Raw genomic sequence first — 16,458 nt, forward strand, 5'->3', positions numbered from 1 at the left:
CTGGCGAGCGTCCCGAAGGGCGGCGGTGGCGTCCGTGCGGCTGTGCCGTCGGACGCCGCAGGAGACGAAGCCTGCGGAATCGACCAATGGTGCAGGTATCGTGCCGCCGAGCGAGCGGTACAGTGGAAGAGGCCGGCCTGGAAGAACCGGCCACAAGATCGGCTTCGGGGCCGACAACCCCGCGGTGTGGCGACCAGGCTGTCCCCGCCGGCCAATACCGGAGCCGCCCCACAAAGGGGCTCGACATCATGCTGCGACTCCAGGTCCAACTGCCGGACCGCTACACCCACGCGACGCCCGATCAGCTCGATGAGTGGATCGGCGCAGCCAAGGACTCGCTGGGCGATCGGCTGCTGATCCTCGGGCACCACTACCAGCGCCCCGAGGTCATCAAGTGGGCCGACCTGCGCGGCGACTCGTTCAAGCTCGCCCAGTGGGCGGCGGAGAACGACCACGCCACCGACATCGTGTTCTGCGGTGTGCACTTCATGGCCGAGGCGGCCGACATCCTCACGGGTGACCATCAGCGAGTTGTGCTGCCCGACCTGAACGCAGGCTGCTCGATGGCCGACATGGCCGACATCGACCAGGTCGAAGAGGCCTGGGAGGAGATCGCGTCGGTCACCGACATCAGTCGCGTCGTTCCCATCACGTACATGAACTCCTCCGCGGCGTTGAAGGCATTCGTGGGTGACCACGGTGGCGCGGTGTGCACGTCGTCGAACGCGCAGGCGATCCTCGAATGGGCCTTCGAGCGGGGCGACAAGGTGCTGTTCTTCCCCGACCAGCACCTCGGTCGCAACACCGGGTTCACGATGGGCTACGACGAGTCCCACATGCGCGTATGGAACCCGCATCGTGACCTCGGTGGCATGACCGACCGAGACGTGAAGGAGGCAACCTTCCTGCTTTGGAAGGGTCACTGCACGGTGCACCAGCGGTTCCTGCCCGAGCACGTGGCCGCGTTCCGCGCGGAGCACCCAGATGGCGAAGTGATCGTGCACCCTGAATGCCGGCACGAGGTTGCGGAGCTGGCCGATCGCGTCGGCTCCACCGAGCGCATCATGGAGTGGGTCGATGCCGCGCCGACCGGCTCGGCGATGGCGATCGGCACCGAGATCCACATGATCCAGCGGCTCGCGTCGGAACATCCCGACAAGACGGTGGTGTCACTCGACCCGCTCGTCTGCCCGTGCTCCACGATGTTCCGCATCGACGGACCACACCTGGCGTGGTGCTTGGAATCCCTCGCGCGTGGCGAGGTGGTGAATCAGATCGTCGTCGACGACCGCACCGCCGAGTCAGCACGGGTTGCGCTCCAACGCATGCTCGACATCAAAGGCGCGCCCGTGGAGCCGAGCAAGGTCGACTAACGCGTCCTAGCGCCGAGCGCGGCGCCGACGGTCGACCGCCAGATCCTTCGAACTGCACGAGGGTTTTGGAGCGCCAACCCTGCCCCGCGGATGAACGCGACCACCAACGCGCCGAACCGTTGCGGTGTCGTCCACCAGAGTCCCGCAAATCGCAGCGTGCCGCGCCACCACGTCAGCTCGCGCTCGAAGCTCGAGGCCGCGGAGCTGCCCTGATCGTGCATCGCCCATTCGTGGGGCAGCGCGACGATCTTCCATCCGGCGCCGCGCAGCCGACGGCAGAGATCGAGATCCTCACCGTACAGGAAGTACTCCTCGTCGAACCCCCCGACGTTCGCGAGTGCGTCACGTCGTGCGAGCCAGGCGGTCGCCGCCAGGGCTTCCACACCGGTCGGTGACATCGGGATTCGCTCCACGTGGTCACGCAAGGCTCCGATCCGTGCCGCAACCCATCGTGCGATCGACCAGCGAGCGAGGCGCCGCGCGCCAGTCGCTCGTCCGAGGAGATGCAGCACTCCCAGCTCGCGACCCTGGCTCCGATCGGGTTCGCTCGTCACCGAGTCACGCACGACGCCCTGGACGATCGCGACCTCGGGATGTGCATCGAGGTACCGAACACCAGCGGCGATGCCTTCCGCACGCGGCGCGGCGTCGGGATTGAGCACGAGCACATACCGACTGGTTCCGCGCTCGAAGCCGCGGTTCTGGCCGGCGCCGAACCCCGGATTGTCCGGGTGGGCCAGGACGGTTGCACCCGCGAGGGTGGCGATGGCACCACTCTCGTCGTCACCATGATCGACGACGATCACCTGACCCACTCCGTGGATCCGGCACGCGGCGCCAAGACAGCGGTCGATCACGTCGGCGCTGCGGTATGCCACGACGACGACGTCGACAACTGCGTCGACACTCGCGGGCGCGAGCGTGCTGGTCATGCGGATGCGCCTCGCAGCGCGCGGGCAGTACCGCGGTGACGCCAGAGGTGGCGGCATACCGCGCGGGCGTGAGCCACGCCGCGGCGCGTGAAGAGACGACGGTGCCGGCGCCGGGGAGGGTGGTGGCACCGCGCGAGCGCTACTTGCACGACTCTCCAGCCGGAACGGCGTGCGCGTAGACAGAAGTCGACGTCCTCGGGACCGAACAGATAGGACTCGTCCAGCCCGCCCACCGCGTCAAAGGTGGACCGCCGAATCAGCTGACATGCGCCGATGCCGAAGTCGACGTCCCACATCGACGGGTCGCTTCGAATGGCCGGCGCGTAGTCGTTCCGGAGATTGCAGAGGCGCAAGATCTTGCGGCCGAGACTCGGTGCCCGACCGGCGGTCTGTTCGGGAGCTTGGCCGCCGAACACCGGCACGGCGATCCCGACGCCGGGGTCCGCAGCCGCGGCGGACAGCGATTGCAGGCAGGTCGGTTCGAGTTGGGCGTCGCTGTCGAGCAGGCAGATCAAGTCCGCGCCACTTGCGAGGATGCCCTGATTGCGGCCTCCGGCGACGCCGCGGTTGTGTTCGTTGCGCACAACCTCCACGCGCGAGTCGTGATCGAGTGAGACCGGAGCGTCCGAACCGTTGTCGATCACGAGTACACGGACCTCGACGCCTTGGGATGCCAATGCTGAATCGATTGCGCGCTCGAGCAGCTCACCGTCATTCCAGGTGAGGACGATCACGTCGATCCGCGGCATCATCACATCACCGCGGCGAGCGTCACCAGGGCGGCCGTTGCGAGCGCGGCGACCGCCGCGCTGGGCCGTACGACGTCGCGCTCGATGGCTCGAGCGCCGGCAACGAGCAGGGCGGTCTGAAGGACCTCGGTTGCGAGGAGTGCTATCGCCGCGCCGAGGAGACCGTGTGCGCTGACCAGCCAGATGCACAGCCCGACGTTGACCGCGAAAGCCGCCGCCCCGATCCTGAGCACGCCCGCATGCCGACCCCGCGCGGTCCGAACGTGCAACTCGAGGCCGTTCCACACCAGGAGCGGCGTGGCGGCAACGAGCAGGCGCAGTGTCTGCGTCTCGCCACCCAGTCGCGGGATCGCGCTCCCCAACAGGCCGGCGAAGACCACGACGATCCCGGCGAGCGCCGCGGCGAGCACCGGCAAGACCGCGAGAGATCTCGCTCGCGCGCCATCCGGCGCGTCTCCCCCATCACGATCGCTCGCCGCCGCGGCGAAGAGGCCGAGGCTCGCGGTGCCCGCGGCGCCGCTGGCACCGTCGATCACGCGGTACAGCAGGCCGTACGTCGCGCCGCTGGCTGCACCGAGGACATGGCCCACCAACAGCAGATCGGCGCGCAGGTAGCAGAGACCCACGGTCTCGATTCCGGCGAACGTCGCGGCACGTTTCCATCCACCGAGGGGCGAGCTCGGCCGCGCGGGTGCCTCGCCCCGCCAGCCTGGTCCGAGCGCCCGCACGAGCGCCGCCGCGCCGGCGAGCTCGACCAACGCGAGGGCGGCGACCAGCGTTTCCGCATCGAAGCCGGCCGCACCGAACCCGATCAGAATCGCGGCTTGTGACGCGCGAACGACGGCGGTGACGAACGGTTCGGCGCTGATATTGCCGAGTGTTCGCAACCCAGACGCGGCAACCACCGCGAGCTGTGCGGCGACGACCCACACCACGGTCAGGACCACAGCAGCGACGGGCAATCGAACGTGCACGAACTCGAACAGCACCCAAGCAGCGAGGCCGGCAACCGGGGCAAGCGCGACTCGGATCACGAAGAGCGGCCGCAAGGCACGCGCCGGTGCCGCCGTACCGCGTTGGGCAACGAGGAGCATCCCGAGACGTTCGACGCCGAGTCCGAGCAGCGACGTCAAGGTGAGCATCCCGATGTACGCCCACGTGAACCGAGTGACCACACCGGCAGCCGCCACCCCGGGAAGCGTCATCACCGCGGCCACGAGCAAGAACGCACCGCCTTGCCGGCCTGCGATCGCGCGCGCCGTCGCGCGCAGATACGAACTGAACGGCTGCGGCCGTGCGGCTTCTGTGGTCGCTGTCATCGACCGTCGCGCGCGACCACCGACCGCAAGGTGCGGGCGACGATCCGAAGATCGATCGCGATCCCCTGCCGGCGCAGGTAGTACACCTCGTACTGGAGCTTCTCGATCGCGTCGAGATCGTCGGCGCCGTAGTGGTACTTCACCTGGGCCCAACCGGTGAGGCCCGGGCGCACCAGGTGCCGGACGTTGTAGAACGGGATCTTCGCGGCGAGCCGAGCCGCGAGGTGTGGCTGCTCCGGTCGTGGACCCACGACCGAGAGCTCCCCGCGCAGAATGTTCATCACCTGCGGCAGCTCGTCCAGGTGGGTCCTCCGAAGAAGACGACCGAACAGCGTGACACGAGGGTCCGACTCGGTCGTCGGGTCACCCTCCGCGCCGTGCGGGGACATCGTGCGGAACTTGAGGATCTCGAACTCGAGGCCAGCCCGCCCGACGCGCGGCTGCCGGAAGAACAGTGGGCCACGACTGGCGATGGCGTTGCCGACCACAACGATCGGCGACACGACCACGAGCAGGACAAGGCCCAAGCTCGCGAGGACGAGATCGAGGAACCGCTTGACTCGCACGTACGTGGGTGCGTGCACCTCGCCGATGTCGAAGAGCAACGACACCCGCTCGAGCTCGCTGACCGGGAGCTTGCCCAACCACTGCTCGTAGAACAGGGACAGGGTGCGGATCCGAATGCCGCGCTCGTGGAGCTGGGCCGCCTGCGCGACGATCTCGTCGTCACCCTGCGCCTCGCGGTCCAAAACGACGACGTTGGCGCCCTCACTCTCGGCGACGGTGAGCAGCAAGCGCTCAGGCGTCTCGACTGATCGCGCCTGATCCGGCGTGAGCGCAGCGACGAGCAGAGCCGGCCGTTCCGGTGCTCGTTCGAGCTCGGAGCGCAGTCCTTCGACATCTTCGTTGGCGGCGACGAGCAACACTCGGTCGCGCTCCTCGTCGCGTGTGAACGCGTCGTGCGCGAGCCGGGTGCACAGCACGTAGAAGGGAATGAGGATCACGACCGAGCCGAAGAGGACGGCCCGGGGCAACAGCGCGGCGCCACCCAGGAGCTGCGCGAGGGAGACGACCGCGATCGCGGCAGTGGTGGCGCCCGCAGCCGCGGCCAGAGCTGCGCGACGGGGACGGTTGACGTCCGGCAGACCGAGTCCGTACGCGGCGAGCACGAGCGCGCCCAGGAACACGACCGACCAGCCAAGTCGACTGGAGTCACTCCACGGATAGCCGTGAGCGGCCGCGTGGGCTCGACTCAGGCCGAGGACACAGACCGCCGTGCCGGCGGCGAGTGAGAGCGATGCGAGCCGGCGCACCCAGGAGGTATCGGCCTCTCGGGGCCCCAGGCTGAGGGGCTCGCGCCTAGGCGTGCCGGTAGGTCGTGACAGAGAACTCCACGCCAGGAAGCAGCTCGAGCACCTCGGAGCCTTTTCGCTGGAAGGGACCGAGGGCGTTGGGCCGGCGCCCTCCCCGGGGGGTGATGACCGCCACCTGGGTGACATCGGCCCTCCGCAACACACGGATCGCCTCGTTCATCTGCTGGTCGTTGGTCGCGGTGAGCCACTGGAGATCGCCCTCGTAGAAGGCGCCGCCCTCGCGCAGCAGGTGCGCCTCCTGCGAGAGCACGGCTTCGTCGTGGCGGGCGACCAGCTGCTGCATCGCGTCGGCCACGGCATGTGAGCGGACCGAGAGCCAGGCCACGCCGCACCCCGTCACCGCGAGTCCGACAACAACGACGACAGCTGCCGCGACCCGCCCGGCGTGGCGCGCGCCAACCACGCCAACGACAGCGAGCAGCAACCCCGTGCTGAGCACGTACCGCCCACCCCATTGTGGACCGGCACCACCCGAGAACTGGACGAGCCACACGAGTGGAAGTGGCGCGACCGCGGCCAACGCAAGCCGCTGCGTGCCGGGCTCTCGCCCACACAGCGCCAGTCCAGCCACAGCCAACGGTGACGCCGTCAGCAGGCCGGGGACGAAGCCAACACCGTCGGCGAATCGCACCGCGTACAGCACAGCGGCGATTGCCACAGCGACCATTGCGACCCGTCGCGCACGATCACCGGTCTGAAGAAGGGCGCGCGTGACGAGCGCGAGCGCAATCACGATTGCCGCGCCGAGGATCCAGTCGAGCGGACGCGAGAAGCGGCTGAGACCGATCGTGGTCGTCACTGCCTCGTGCACACGAACACCGAGATCGCCGGCCGCTTGCGTCGCCGTGCCACCCGCGCGCGCGGCGCGCAGGCCAGTGTCGAGCGTGAGGCGCTCGAGCACCTGGTTCGCGACGAGGACTCCGACGAGACCCGTGGCCACCGGGGTCCCGATCGACGCGACTCGCCGAACAGATCGCGGGTGACCGCCGGGTCCACGGGTCAATGCCACCAGCAGCGTGAGGACTACGACGTACACCAGTGCCTCGGTGCGCATCGTTGCGGCTAGCCCGAACAGGGTCCCGGCGGTGAGACCGCCGCGCCACCCGGCCCGCGACTCGTAGACGTCGAGGAGCATCACCGCTCCCCACAGGATCAAACCCGCGCCGAGTGCGTGCTCCCAAAAGTCGAGCGCGTACACCGCGATGGGCGTCGCCAAACCAACGGCCCAGAAGGCCCACCATCCGTCACCGCCGCCGAGGCGACGGGCGAGCGCACGTGCACCGAGGGCTGTGAGCACTGCACCGAGCATGGGCAGCAGCAAGATCGCGTGCAGGCCGCCCACTTCGTACAGGGGATACGCCGCGTACAACATCGGAAGCGTCGTGATATTCACCCACCGGTCTCCGACGCGCTCGGTGGAGAAGAGCGCGTGCAAGCTCCCGTCGCGGTCGTACCGCTCGGCCCAGTAACCGAGATCGGGGTCGAGGTTCCCGCGCGCCTCCATTGCTCGAAGGGTCGCAAGCTTTCCGCCGGTGTCGGTTCCGAGGGTCCCTCGGTGGTCGTTCAGCAGGGAGAGCGCGCCGTAGATGCACAGCAGTGCCAACACTGCACCGACCACGCGCAAGGTCGAGCTCGAGCGTCCGCTTGCCCGAGACGGAGCAAGCGAGGCGGCCTCACAGCGCGGCGGCGCCGCGACGCTCACGACAGCTTGCGGGCGCGTATCGACAGCAGTCGTGGGATGGTCGCCGCTTCCGGATATTCGGGCGCCTGGGCGAGGAAACCCGACGGGGGCGGCGGCTCGTCCATGCGCTCGACGAGGAGCCCGCACTCCGACATCACGTTGATGTATCGGCTCAACGGGCGGTGCATGAAGGGCAACCTCACGCCGGGGGCGACCTCCTCCATGGCCACGTCATCACGGAGATACGGCCCGATCCGCCAGTACTGCTCCTCGAGGATGTGGTCGTCGATCCAGCCGCTCCCCGGGGCCTGGAGCAGCGGGTGGTTCAGGAAGCAGGCGAATGCGCCGCCGGGCGCCAGGACCCGGGCCACCTCGTGGACCGCCGGCTCGAACGGATCGAGGTGCTCGAGCGTGAGGCAGATCACGACCGCATCGAAGCTCCCCGACCCGAAGGGCAGCACCTCGGCGGAGCCACGGACGTACTCCACACCTCCCCCGCGTTCGCCCGCGGTCACAAGCTGTGCGGCCGTGGGATCGATGCCGACCGTCCAGGCGCCATGAGCGACGGCACGCCGTGCGAGCTGTCCCTCGCCACATCCGATGTCGAGCACACGCGTCGCCGCCGAGAGGTACTCATCCGCGATCGGGAGGATCTGCTCCTCGTACTCGGGATCGGCGCCGTCCGTGAAGTGGTGCTGCCACCACCCCGCATGCTCCTCCCACTCGCTCACTCGGGTCAGTCGAGGTCGAAGAGGGGCGCGAGGAAGCGGCCCGTGTGGCTCTCGGGGGTCTTCGCGACGTGCTCGGGCGGGCCTTCGGCGACCACCAGCCCACCGGCGTCGCCGCCCTCGGGGCCGAGGTCGACGATCCAGTCGGCCGACTTGATCACGTCGAGGTTGTGCTCGATCACGAGCACCGTGTTGCCCAGGTCGACGAGACGCTGGAGCACGCCGAGCAACCGACGCACGTCTTCGAAGTGCAGACCGGTGGTGGGCTCGTCAAGCATGTAGATGGTTCGACCCGTGGCGCGCTTGCCGAGCTCGGACGCGAGCTTCACGCGCTGAGCCTCACCACCCGACAACGTGGGTGCAGGCTGGCCGAGCCTCACGTAGCCGAGACCCACCGCGTTGAGGCACTCGAGGTGGCGCGCAATCGTGGGTTGGTTGGCGAAGAACTCGAGTGCCTCTTCGATCGACATGTCGAGGACCTCGGCCACATTCTTGCCCTTGAACGTGATGTCGAGCGTGTCGCGGTTGTAACGCGCGCCTTTGCATACCTCACAGGGTACGTATACGTCCGGCAGAAAATGCATCTCGATCTTGATCGTGCCGTCACCCGCGCACGCATCACACCGACCACCCTTGACATTGAACGAGAACCGGCCGGGCAGGTAGCCGCGTACCTTGGCCTCCTGCGTGGCCGCGAACAGCGCGCGCACCTTGTCGAACATGCTCGTGTACGTCGCCGGGTTGGATCGAGGCGTGCGGCCGATCGGTGACTGGTCGATGAGGATGACCTTGTCGAGGTGTTCGGCACCCTCAAGCGTCTTGTGCCGACCCGGCACCGTCTTCGACCGATAGATGCGCTGCATGAGCGCGTGGTAGAGGATGTCGTTCACGAGCGTTGACTTGCCGCTTCCGCTCACGCCCGTGACCGCGACGAAGCAGCCCACTGGGAAGCCCGCGTCGATCCCCTGGAGGTTGTGCGCGTGCGCGTCGCGGACGATGAGCCAAGCGTCACCGGGTGGTCGGCGCCGGTCGGGAACCGGAATGGTGCGCGCTCCGGTCAGATACTGACCGGTCAGCGATCGCGGCTCCGCCAGGACCATGTCGAGCGGGCCAGATGCGACGATCTCACCACCGTGCTCGCCGGCTCCGGGGCCGATGTCGACCACATGGTCGGCGACGCGGATCGTCTCCTCGTCGTGCTCGACGACGATCACGGTGTTCCCGAGGTCTCGGAGACGGATCAGGGTGTCAATGAGCCGGCGGTTGTCGCGCTGGTGGAGCCCGATCGACGGCTCGTCGAGGACGTACAGAACGCCGACCAGACCACTGCCGACCTGGGACGCAAGCCGGATCCGTTGCGCTTCGCCACCCGCGAGCGTGGCGGACGAGCGGTTGAGGTTGAGGTAGTCGAGCCCGACATCGAGCAGGAAGCGGAGTCGCTCGTTGACTTCCTTGACCACGCGTTCAGCGATGAGCCGGTCCCGTTCCGAGAGCTCGAGCGACCCGAGGAACGCCGCGGCGCGCGAGATCGAGAGCTCACCCACTTCATAGATGCTCTTGTCGGCGATCGTCACCGCGAGCGACGCGGGCCGAAGACGCGCGCCGTGGCACGCCGGGCACGGCACCTCGCGCATGTAACCCTCGATCTGCTCGCGCTGGCGGTCGCTCTCGGCATCGGAGTGACGCCGCTCGAGCCACGGAATCACGCCTTCGAAGGCCGTGTGGTACGAGCGTTGTCGTCCGTACCGGTTCCGGTACGTCACGTGCACGGCGCGGTCGCCCGTACCGAGGAGCACGGCGTTGCGAGCGCGCTTGCCGAGCTTCTTCCAGGGTGTCTCAGTGTCGAAACCGAACTCCTCGGCAACTGCTTCGAGGACCCGGTCGAAGTAGCGGCTGCGGAACCCCGACCATGGCGCGATCGCGCCGTCGGCCAGCGAGAGGTCGTCGTCGGGGACGACGAGCTCGGCGTCCACCTCGAAGCGCGTGCCGAGGCCGTCGCAGCGCTCGCACGCCCCATACGGGGTGTTGAAGGAGAAGTTGCGCGGTGCGAGCTCGTCGAACGACACACCGCAGTGCGTGCAGGCGAGGTGTTCCGAGAACGTCAGCGTCTCCGCCGCGTCCTCGCCTGCTCGCGGCACGATCTCGACCTCGGCGACACCTTCCGCGAGGCGCAGTGCCGTCTCCAGCGAGTCGGTGAGGCGGCGCTCGATGCCCGCCTTGTTGACCAGTCGGTCCACGACGACCTCGATCGTGTGCTGCTCGTAACGCGCGAGACGCAGCTGCTCACCGAGCTCATGGAGCTCTCCGTCGACGCGGGCGCGCGTGAAGCCCTGCGATGCCAGCTCTTTGAGCAGGCCCTCGTACTCCCCCTTGCGGCCACGCACGACCGGTGCCAGGACCTGGAAGCGGGTGTCGTCGGGAAGCTCGAGCACCCGATCGACGATCTGCTGCGGCGTCTGGCGCGTGATGACGCGGCCACAGGTTGGACAGTGCGGCACGCCGATGCGCGCGTAGAGCAACCTGAGGTAGTCGTAGACCTCGGTGATGGTGCCGACCGTGGACCGCGGGTTACGTGACGCCGACCGTTGATCGATCGAGATCGCCGGCGAGAGCCCCTCGATGAAGTCGACGTCGGGCTTGTCCATCTGCCCGAGGAACTGTCTGGCGTACGCCGAGAGCGACTCGACGTACCGGCGCTGGCCTTCTGCGTAGATCGTGTCGAACGCAAGCGACGACTTGCCTGAGCCGGAGATGCCGGTGAATACGATCAGCCGGTCGCGTGGCAGCGACAGGTCGACGTTCTTCAGGTTGTGCTCACGGGCTCCTCGGATCGTGATCGAGTGCCCGAGACCGTGCTCTGTCATCACGCTGGTCGCGCTCGCTCGGCGGCGGGATACCCGCCGCCGCCCTGCGGGACGCTCGACTGCTCCATCCGGCGAGCGTACCCAAGGGACCCCTCGGGCGAACGGATGTTCGGCTCCCGATCCGACCGCTCAGGCGGCCAGCGCGGCCTCGTCGCGCTCGGCTCGCATCGCGCTCCGGAGCAGCACCCAGACCGCGAGGGTCACGACCAGGCTGATCGCCCCCGCGAGCTGCTTCTCCGCGAACACGAAGATCTGAACCACGTACAGGTGTACGAGGAGGCCGCGGTCGAACCACCGGTACGCGGCCACACGAGATCGGGGCAGGACGACCACGCCGATGCCGAGGTTCACGGCGACCGCGACCGAGCTCACGACCGTGACCCACTCGGCGAACGTCACGATGCCCCGGCCGTCGCGGCCGAGCTCGACCACGCCGGTCACCTCGATGACGGCAAACACCACGAAGAGCGAATTGATCGCGGTCGGGAACCAGCGAAGCCCGGCGAGAGAGAGATAGCGCGACCGCACCGCCGCCGCGACACGCGCTGGCCACGACGGAGGTCGAGGCGGCAGCGCGGGGGCGTCGTCCAGTAGCACGCGCACCTGGTCGGCGATCGGACCGGTCGGGCCGGTTCGGTCAAACAGCGCGATCGCCTCACGGCGTTGCGGCTCGCGCAGCTGGCCGAGCGCGGCCGACTTGAGCGCTTCGAGTCCGTTGAGCAGACCCTCGTCGGGACCGTACCTACGACGCTCCAACGAGCGGAACACCAGATACATGGTCACGAACGTGATGTACATGAGCGCGAAGGTCGGTTCGAAGAAGTAGTTCACGTCGCGGGTGATGAACTTGCCGAGCTCGTCGATGAACCACCCGAAGCCGGCTCCGCCGAGGAACGCTACGAAGCTGCGGGTCGCGGGCCCGAGGAAGGTGACGGCCGAGATGATCGCGATCGCCATCATCAGCGCGCCCCAGATGGCGTGCGAGATGTGCAGCGTCCCGTTGCCAAGCTGCGGATACCCCGTGATGATGAGGAAGATCCGGTTCCCGAGCACCGACGCCACGGCCACCACGAGAAAGGTGTCGAGGCAGCGACCCAGATCGACGCTACGGACCGAGAAGCGTGGAAAGAGACGAGGCCGCGCCATTGCGCAGAGTGTGCCACCGGCGCGGGAGCCGGGCGGTGACCTCGGTCAGCTGACTGCTTTCAGCTCACGCTTGAGCTCGGTGATCTCGTCGCGCAGGCGGGCCGCCTCTTCGAAGCGCAGCTCCTTGGACGCTTCGTGCATCTCCTCTTGGAGTGACTGGATGAGGCGGCCGAGCTCGTCGGGCGGCACGCCAGTCAGCTCGAAGACCGCAGACCGACGTCGACGCCCCCGGCCGCGCGACGCAGCACCATCGTCGCCACCGTCACGGGCGCGGACCATCGCGAGGATGTCGGTGACGCTCTTGCGGATCGACTGCGGGTCGATGCCGTGTTCGGTGTTGTACTCGACCTGCGCCTTGCGGCGTCGGTTGGTCTCCGAGATCGCGTGCCGCATCGAGTCGGTGACCTGGTCGGCGTACATGATCACCTGACCGTCGACGTGGCGCGCCGCACGCCCCATCGTCTGGATGAGCGAGGTCGAGGAGCGCAGGAACCCTTCCTTGTCGGCATCGAGGATGGCGACGAGCGAGACCTCGGGCAGGTCGAGGCCCTCACGCAGCAGGTTGATCCCGACGAGCACGTCGAACTCCCCGAGTCGGAGCGAACGCAGGATCTCGACGCGCTCGAGGGTGTCGACCTCGCTGTGGAGATAGCGCACGCGAACGTCGAGCTCGAGGAGATAATCGGTGAGATCCTCGGACATCTTCTTGGTGAGCGTGGTGACGAGGACGCGCTGCCCTCGCTCCTCGCGCTCACGAATCTCGGCGACGAGATCGTCGATCTGTCCGCGTGTCGGCTTGACGATCACCTCGGGATCCACGAGCCCGGTGGGGCGCACGATCTGCTCCACCACCTGCCCGGAGATCTCGAGCTCATACGGGCTCGGCGTGGCCGACAGGAACACGACCTGGCCGACCTTCTCCGTGAACTCGTTGAAGCGAAGGGGACGGTTGTCGAGGGCCGATGGGAGGCGGAACCCGTGGTCCACGAGTGTGTCCTTGCGCGACTTGTCGCCCTCGTACTGCCCGTGCAGCTGCGGCACCGCCACGTGCGACTCGTCGAGCACCATGAGGAAGTCGGCGGGGAAGTAGTCGAGCAACGTGAAGGGCATCTGGCCTGCTGCCCGACCGTCGAGGTGGCGCGAGTAGTTCTCGATGCCCGAGCACGAGCCCACCTCGCGGAGCATCTCGAGGTCGTAGTTGGTGCGCATGCGCAGCCGCTGCGCTTCGAGCAGCTTGCCCTCCTTCTCCAGGACGGCGAGCCGGTGCGCGAGCTCGGCTTCGATCCCATCGATGGCGGTGCGCATCCGCGGCTCCGACGTGACGTAGTGCGATGCCGGGAACATGACGAGTCGGTCGAGCTCCTCGACCACTTCGCCGGTGAACGGGTCGACCGAGGCGATGCGCTCCACCTCGTCTCCGAAGAGCTGAATGCGGATCGCCCGCTCCTCATATGCAGGGAACACCTCGATGGTGTCGCCGCGCACCCGGAACTTGTTGCGGGCGAAGTCGTAGTCGTTGCGCTCGTACTGCAGCTCGACGAGCCGGCCGAGGATCGCGCGTTGCTCTCGTTGCTCACCCTTGTCGAGGATGAGGCACTGGCGCTCGTACTCGTCCGGTGCACCAAGGCCGTAGATCGCGGAGACCGACGCAACGATGAGCACGTCGCGGCGGGACATGAGTGCGCTGGTCGCAGAGTGACGAAGCCGGTCGATCTCGTCGTTGATCGACGAGTCCTTCTCGATGTACGTGTCAGTCGTCGGCATGTATGCCTCGGGCTGGTAATAGTCGTAGTACGACACGAAATACTCGACGCGGTTCTTCGGGAAGAACTCGCGGAACTCGCTCGCGAGCTGCGCGGCGAGGCTCTTGTTGGGTGCGAGCACGAGCGTCGGACGCTGCGCACGCGCGATCACTCCGGCGATCGTGAACGACTTTCCTGAGCCGGTGATGCCGAGCAGCGTTTGAAAGCGCTCCCCTGCTTCGAGCCCGGCGACGAGCTTGTCAATCGCCTCCGGCTGGTCCCCCGCGGGCGCGAAGTCGGAGACGAGCTCGAAAGGCGGCACCCCATGATCGTACTGACAGGGTACGACGCTCCTTTCCGGTCTCCGCGTTCCTGTGGACGAGGTCGGCCCAGATCGCGTCGACCTGGCGCTCGAGGTGGTCTCGGTCGCCCGAATTGTCGATCAGATGCGTCGCGACTTCGCGGCGCTCCTCATCGGTGGCCTGCGCCTCCATCCGCGCTTGGGCATCGACTCGGGGCATCCCACGCGCTTCGAGCCGAGCAAGCTTCACCTCGCGCGGCGCCTCGACCACCAGCACGACCCTGTAACCGCGAGAACCAGCTTGCGTGGACTCCACGAGGAGCGGCACGTCGCACACGACGATCGACCCTTTGGGCGCCTCCAGGACGCGCCGCGTGAACTCCTCGTTGATGGCCGGGTGGGTGATTCCCTCCAAGTCCTTCCGCGACTGCTCGTCGGCGAAGGCGATCCGCCCGAGCGCCGGCCGATCGAGCCGGCCGTCAGCATCGAGGATCTCGGTGCCGAAGCGATCGACGAGCTGCTCGAGGGCAGGCATCCCTGGCTCGACCACGGCTCGGGCCACGGCGTCGGCATCCACGATCCAGGCGCCCCGGGCGACCAGGAGCTCGGCGACCGTAGATTTGCCCGATCCGATCCCCCCCGTCAGCCCCACCAGCAGCACGCCTGTGAGGCTACGGGCCTTCAGGAGGGCGGTCAGCGAGCGAGCCCCCGTGGGACCGGGCGACGAGGGGCTGTGCCGCTCGGCACCCAGGCGACGGAGTCTGCGGAGTCGCCCGATGGCTTGGTTCCCGGCCCACAGCGAGCCATCGAAGCGGAAAGGTAAAGGGGAGGTCAGGTAAAGGTTCACGGAGGGTGTTCAAGCGCGACCACAAAGAGTGCCGATATTGCTCCTGGTCGGTTCAACTGGGCACCGGCCTCCAACACCCGAAAGGGGCATCATGAACCTCTTCGTGCTCAAGACCTGGCTTCAGTCCAGGTTCACGAAGGACGAGCGGGGCGCCAACCTGGTGGAGTACATCCTCCTGGTGGCTCTCATCGCCCTTGCCGTAATCGCGGCTGTCGTCTTCCTGCGTGGTCAGGTGAGCGACAAGTTCAACGAGACCGGCAGCAAGCTGAGCAGCAACGGGAACTGACCCCTTCTGACCTAGGTCGAAAGGGGTTTCCTCGTGAACCTGTTCATGATCCGAAGCTGGCTCTCGGCGAGCCTCACCCGCGATGAACACGGGGCCAACCTGGTGGAGTACATCCTCCTGGTCAGCCTCATCGCACTGGCCGTGATTGCGGCAGTGATGTTCATGAGCGGCGAGCTCTCGGGATCCTTCGACAACGCCGGCAGCAGGTTGAGCAACACGCCCAACCCGTAGCCCGGCTGCGACGAGCAGTCAGCAAGAAGGCCGGAGGCGCAAGCCCCCGGCCTTCTTCGCGTCTACCGGTCGCGTGGTGACGCCTCGAGGCGGACGCGCGGTGCCGAGGATGACTCATGCCGACCCACACGGAGCACCGCGGGACCGTGACGGTATGGTCGCCGCCATGCGGGTCGAAGCCGTACTGGTCGACGCTGGCGGCGTCTTGGTGGTGCCCGACCCAGATCGGGTGGCGGCCATCCTCGCTCCGTTCGGAGTGTCCGCCGACCTTGCTGCGGTCACGCGGGGTCACTACGCAGGCGTCGCCGCGCTGAATCGGGTTGCCGAAGGAGACCGCGGCGCGTTCATGCCGTACCACTACGCCTACGCGAAGGAGTGCGCAGTTCCAGACACGATGCTCGAGGATGCGGTGGACGCACTCTCCGACGAGTTCTTGCATGCGCCGATGTTCACATCGGTCGTGCCGGGCGCCACCGAGACTCTTCGTGCTCTCGACTCGATCGGCGTCACCATCGCGATCGTCACCAACTCGGGCGGGTATGCCGAAGACCTGCTTCGTGGCCTCGGCATCTGTCAGGTCGGTCCCGGCCCACTACCGACGGTCGCGGCGGTGTTCGACTCGGCGATCATCGGATACGAGAAGCCGGACCCGCGCATCTTCGAACATGCCCTTGCGCACCTCGGCATCGAACCAACGGTCACGATCCATGTCGGTGACACACCCGCAGCAGACGTCGCCGGTGCCATGGCCGCAGGCATCAGACCTTTCCTCATCGATCCCTACGACGCGCACCCCAATCTTCCACACCCCCGGATCCGTTCGTTCGCCGAGATCGTCCCGCTCGTGACGGAGCTCAACGCGTCGCCCTGACGCAGAAGCCCTCGA

The 16,458-nt window shown here is 67.5% G+C and carries 14 protein-coding genes; 4 read left to right on the forward strand and 10 right to left on the reverse strand.

Features of this window, described 5'->3' with window-relative positions:
* Positions 1 to 248: 248 nt before the first annotated feature.
* On the forward strand, positions 249 to 1,373 hold the full coding sequence (gene nadA, locus WEE69_13470; protein ID MEX1146302.1) for a quinolinate synthase NadA: 1,125 nt from the start codon (positions 249 to 251) through the stop codon (positions 1,371 to 1,373).
* Here the strand turns inward: nadA and WEE69_13475 are convergent.
* The 10 genes from WEE69_13475 to coaE all read right to left on the reverse strand — a co-directional run bounded on the left by WEE69_13475 (position 1,370) and on the right by coaE (position 14,869).
* Positions 1,370 to 2,305 carry a glycosyltransferase gene (locus tag WEE69_13475; protein ID MEX1146303.1) on the reverse strand — a complete coding sequence of 312 codons (936 nt, stop codon included), beginning with the start codon at positions 2,303 to 2,305 and terminating at the stop codon, positions 1,370 to 1,372. The two genes, nadA and WEE69_13475, sit on opposite strands and share 4 nt — an antisense overlap.
* Positions 2,302 to 3,057, reverse strand: a complete 756-nt coding sequence (locus WEE69_13480; protein MEX1146304.1) for a glycosyltransferase family 2 protein — start codon at positions 3,055 to 3,057, stop codon at positions 2,302 to 2,304. The genes WEE69_13475 and WEE69_13480 overlap by 4 nt, the downstream gene beginning before the upstream one ends.
* On the reverse strand, positions 3,057 to 4,373 hold the full coding sequence (locus WEE69_13485; GenBank protein MEX1146305.1) for a hypothetical protein: 1,317 nt from the start codon (positions 4,371 to 4,373) through the stop codon (positions 3,057 to 3,059). Before WEE69_13485 ends, WEE69_13480 begins: the two co-directional genes overlap by 1 nt.
* Complete coding sequence (locus WEE69_13490) at positions 4,370 to 5,686, reverse strand: sugar transferase (protein ID MEX1146306.1); 1,317 nt, start codon at positions 5,684 to 5,686, stop codon at positions 4,370 to 4,372. The genes WEE69_13485 and WEE69_13490 overlap by 4 nt, the downstream gene beginning before the upstream one ends.
* Before the next feature lie 46 nt (positions 5,687 to 5,732).
* Positions 5,733 to 7,349: a hypothetical protein gene (locus WEE69_13495; GenBank protein MEX1146307.1), complete on the reverse strand. Its 1,617-nt coding sequence runs from the start codon at positions 7,347 to 7,349 to the stop codon at positions 5,733 to 5,735.
* 95 nt (positions 7,350 to 7,444) lie between these two features.
* Positions 7,445 to 8,158 (reverse strand): class I SAM-dependent methyltransferase, encoded by a 714-nt coding sequence (locus WEE69_13500; GenBank protein ID MEX1146308.1) that lies wholly within the window; start codon positions 8,156 to 8,158, stop codon positions 7,445 to 7,447.
* 5 nt (positions 8,159 to 8,163) lie between these two features.
* Positions 8,164 to 11,019 carry an excinuclease ABC subunit UvrA gene (gene uvrA / locus WEE69_13505; protein MEX1146309.1) on the reverse strand — a complete coding sequence of 952 codons (2,856 nt, stop codon included), beginning with the start codon at positions 11,017 to 11,019 and terminating at the stop codon, positions 8,164 to 8,166.
* A 129-nt stretch (positions 11,020 to 11,148) separates the two neighbouring features.
* Complete coding sequence (locus WEE69_13510) at positions 11,149 to 12,165, reverse strand: hypothetical protein (GenBank protein MEX1146310.1); 1,017 nt, start codon at positions 12,163 to 12,165, stop codon at positions 11,149 to 11,151.
* Between the two features lie 45 nt (positions 12,166 to 12,210).
* On the reverse strand, positions 12,211 to 14,229 hold the full coding sequence (gene uvrB / locus WEE69_13515; protein MEX1146311.1) for an excinuclease ABC subunit UvrB: 2,019 nt from the start codon (positions 14,227 to 14,229) through the stop codon (positions 12,211 to 12,213).
* Positions 14,168 to 14,869, reverse strand: a complete 702-nt coding sequence (coaE, locus tag WEE69_13520) for a dephospho-CoA kinase (GenBank protein MEX1146312.1) — start codon at positions 14,867 to 14,869, stop codon at positions 14,168 to 14,170. Before coaE ends, uvrB begins: the two co-directional genes overlap by 62 nt.
* A gap of 277 nt (positions 14,870 to 15,146) precedes the next feature.
* On the opposite strand from coaE, the gene WEE69_13525 reads away from it, so the two are divergent.
* From WEE69_13525 to WEE69_13535, 3 genes are all read left to right on the forward strand, one after another.
* The gene (locus tag WEE69_13525) at positions 15,147 to 15,341 is read left to right on the forward strand and encodes a Flp family type IVb pilin (GenBank protein MEX1146313.1); all 195 of its coding nucleotides are present in this window, start codon (positions 15,147 to 15,149) and stop codon (positions 15,339 to 15,341) included.
* 33 nt (positions 15,342 to 15,374) lie between these two features.
* Positions 15,375 to 15,572 (forward strand): Flp family type IVb pilin, encoded by a 198-nt coding sequence (locus WEE69_13530; GenBank protein ID MEX1146314.1) that lies wholly within the window; start codon positions 15,375 to 15,377, stop codon positions 15,570 to 15,572.
* Between the two features lie 166 nt (positions 15,573 to 15,738).
* Positions 15,739 to 16,443 carry an HAD family hydrolase gene (locus tag WEE69_13535; GenBank protein ID MEX1146315.1) on the forward strand — a complete coding sequence of 235 codons (705 nt, stop codon included), beginning with the start codon at positions 15,739 to 15,741 and terminating at the stop codon, positions 16,441 to 16,443.
* Positions 16,444 to 16,458: the final 15 nt, after the last annotated feature.

This window comes from Acidimicrobiia bacterium, assembly GCA_040881685.1.
GTDB lineage: Bacteria > Actinomycetota > Acidimicrobiia > IMCC26256 > PALSA-555 > SHVJ01.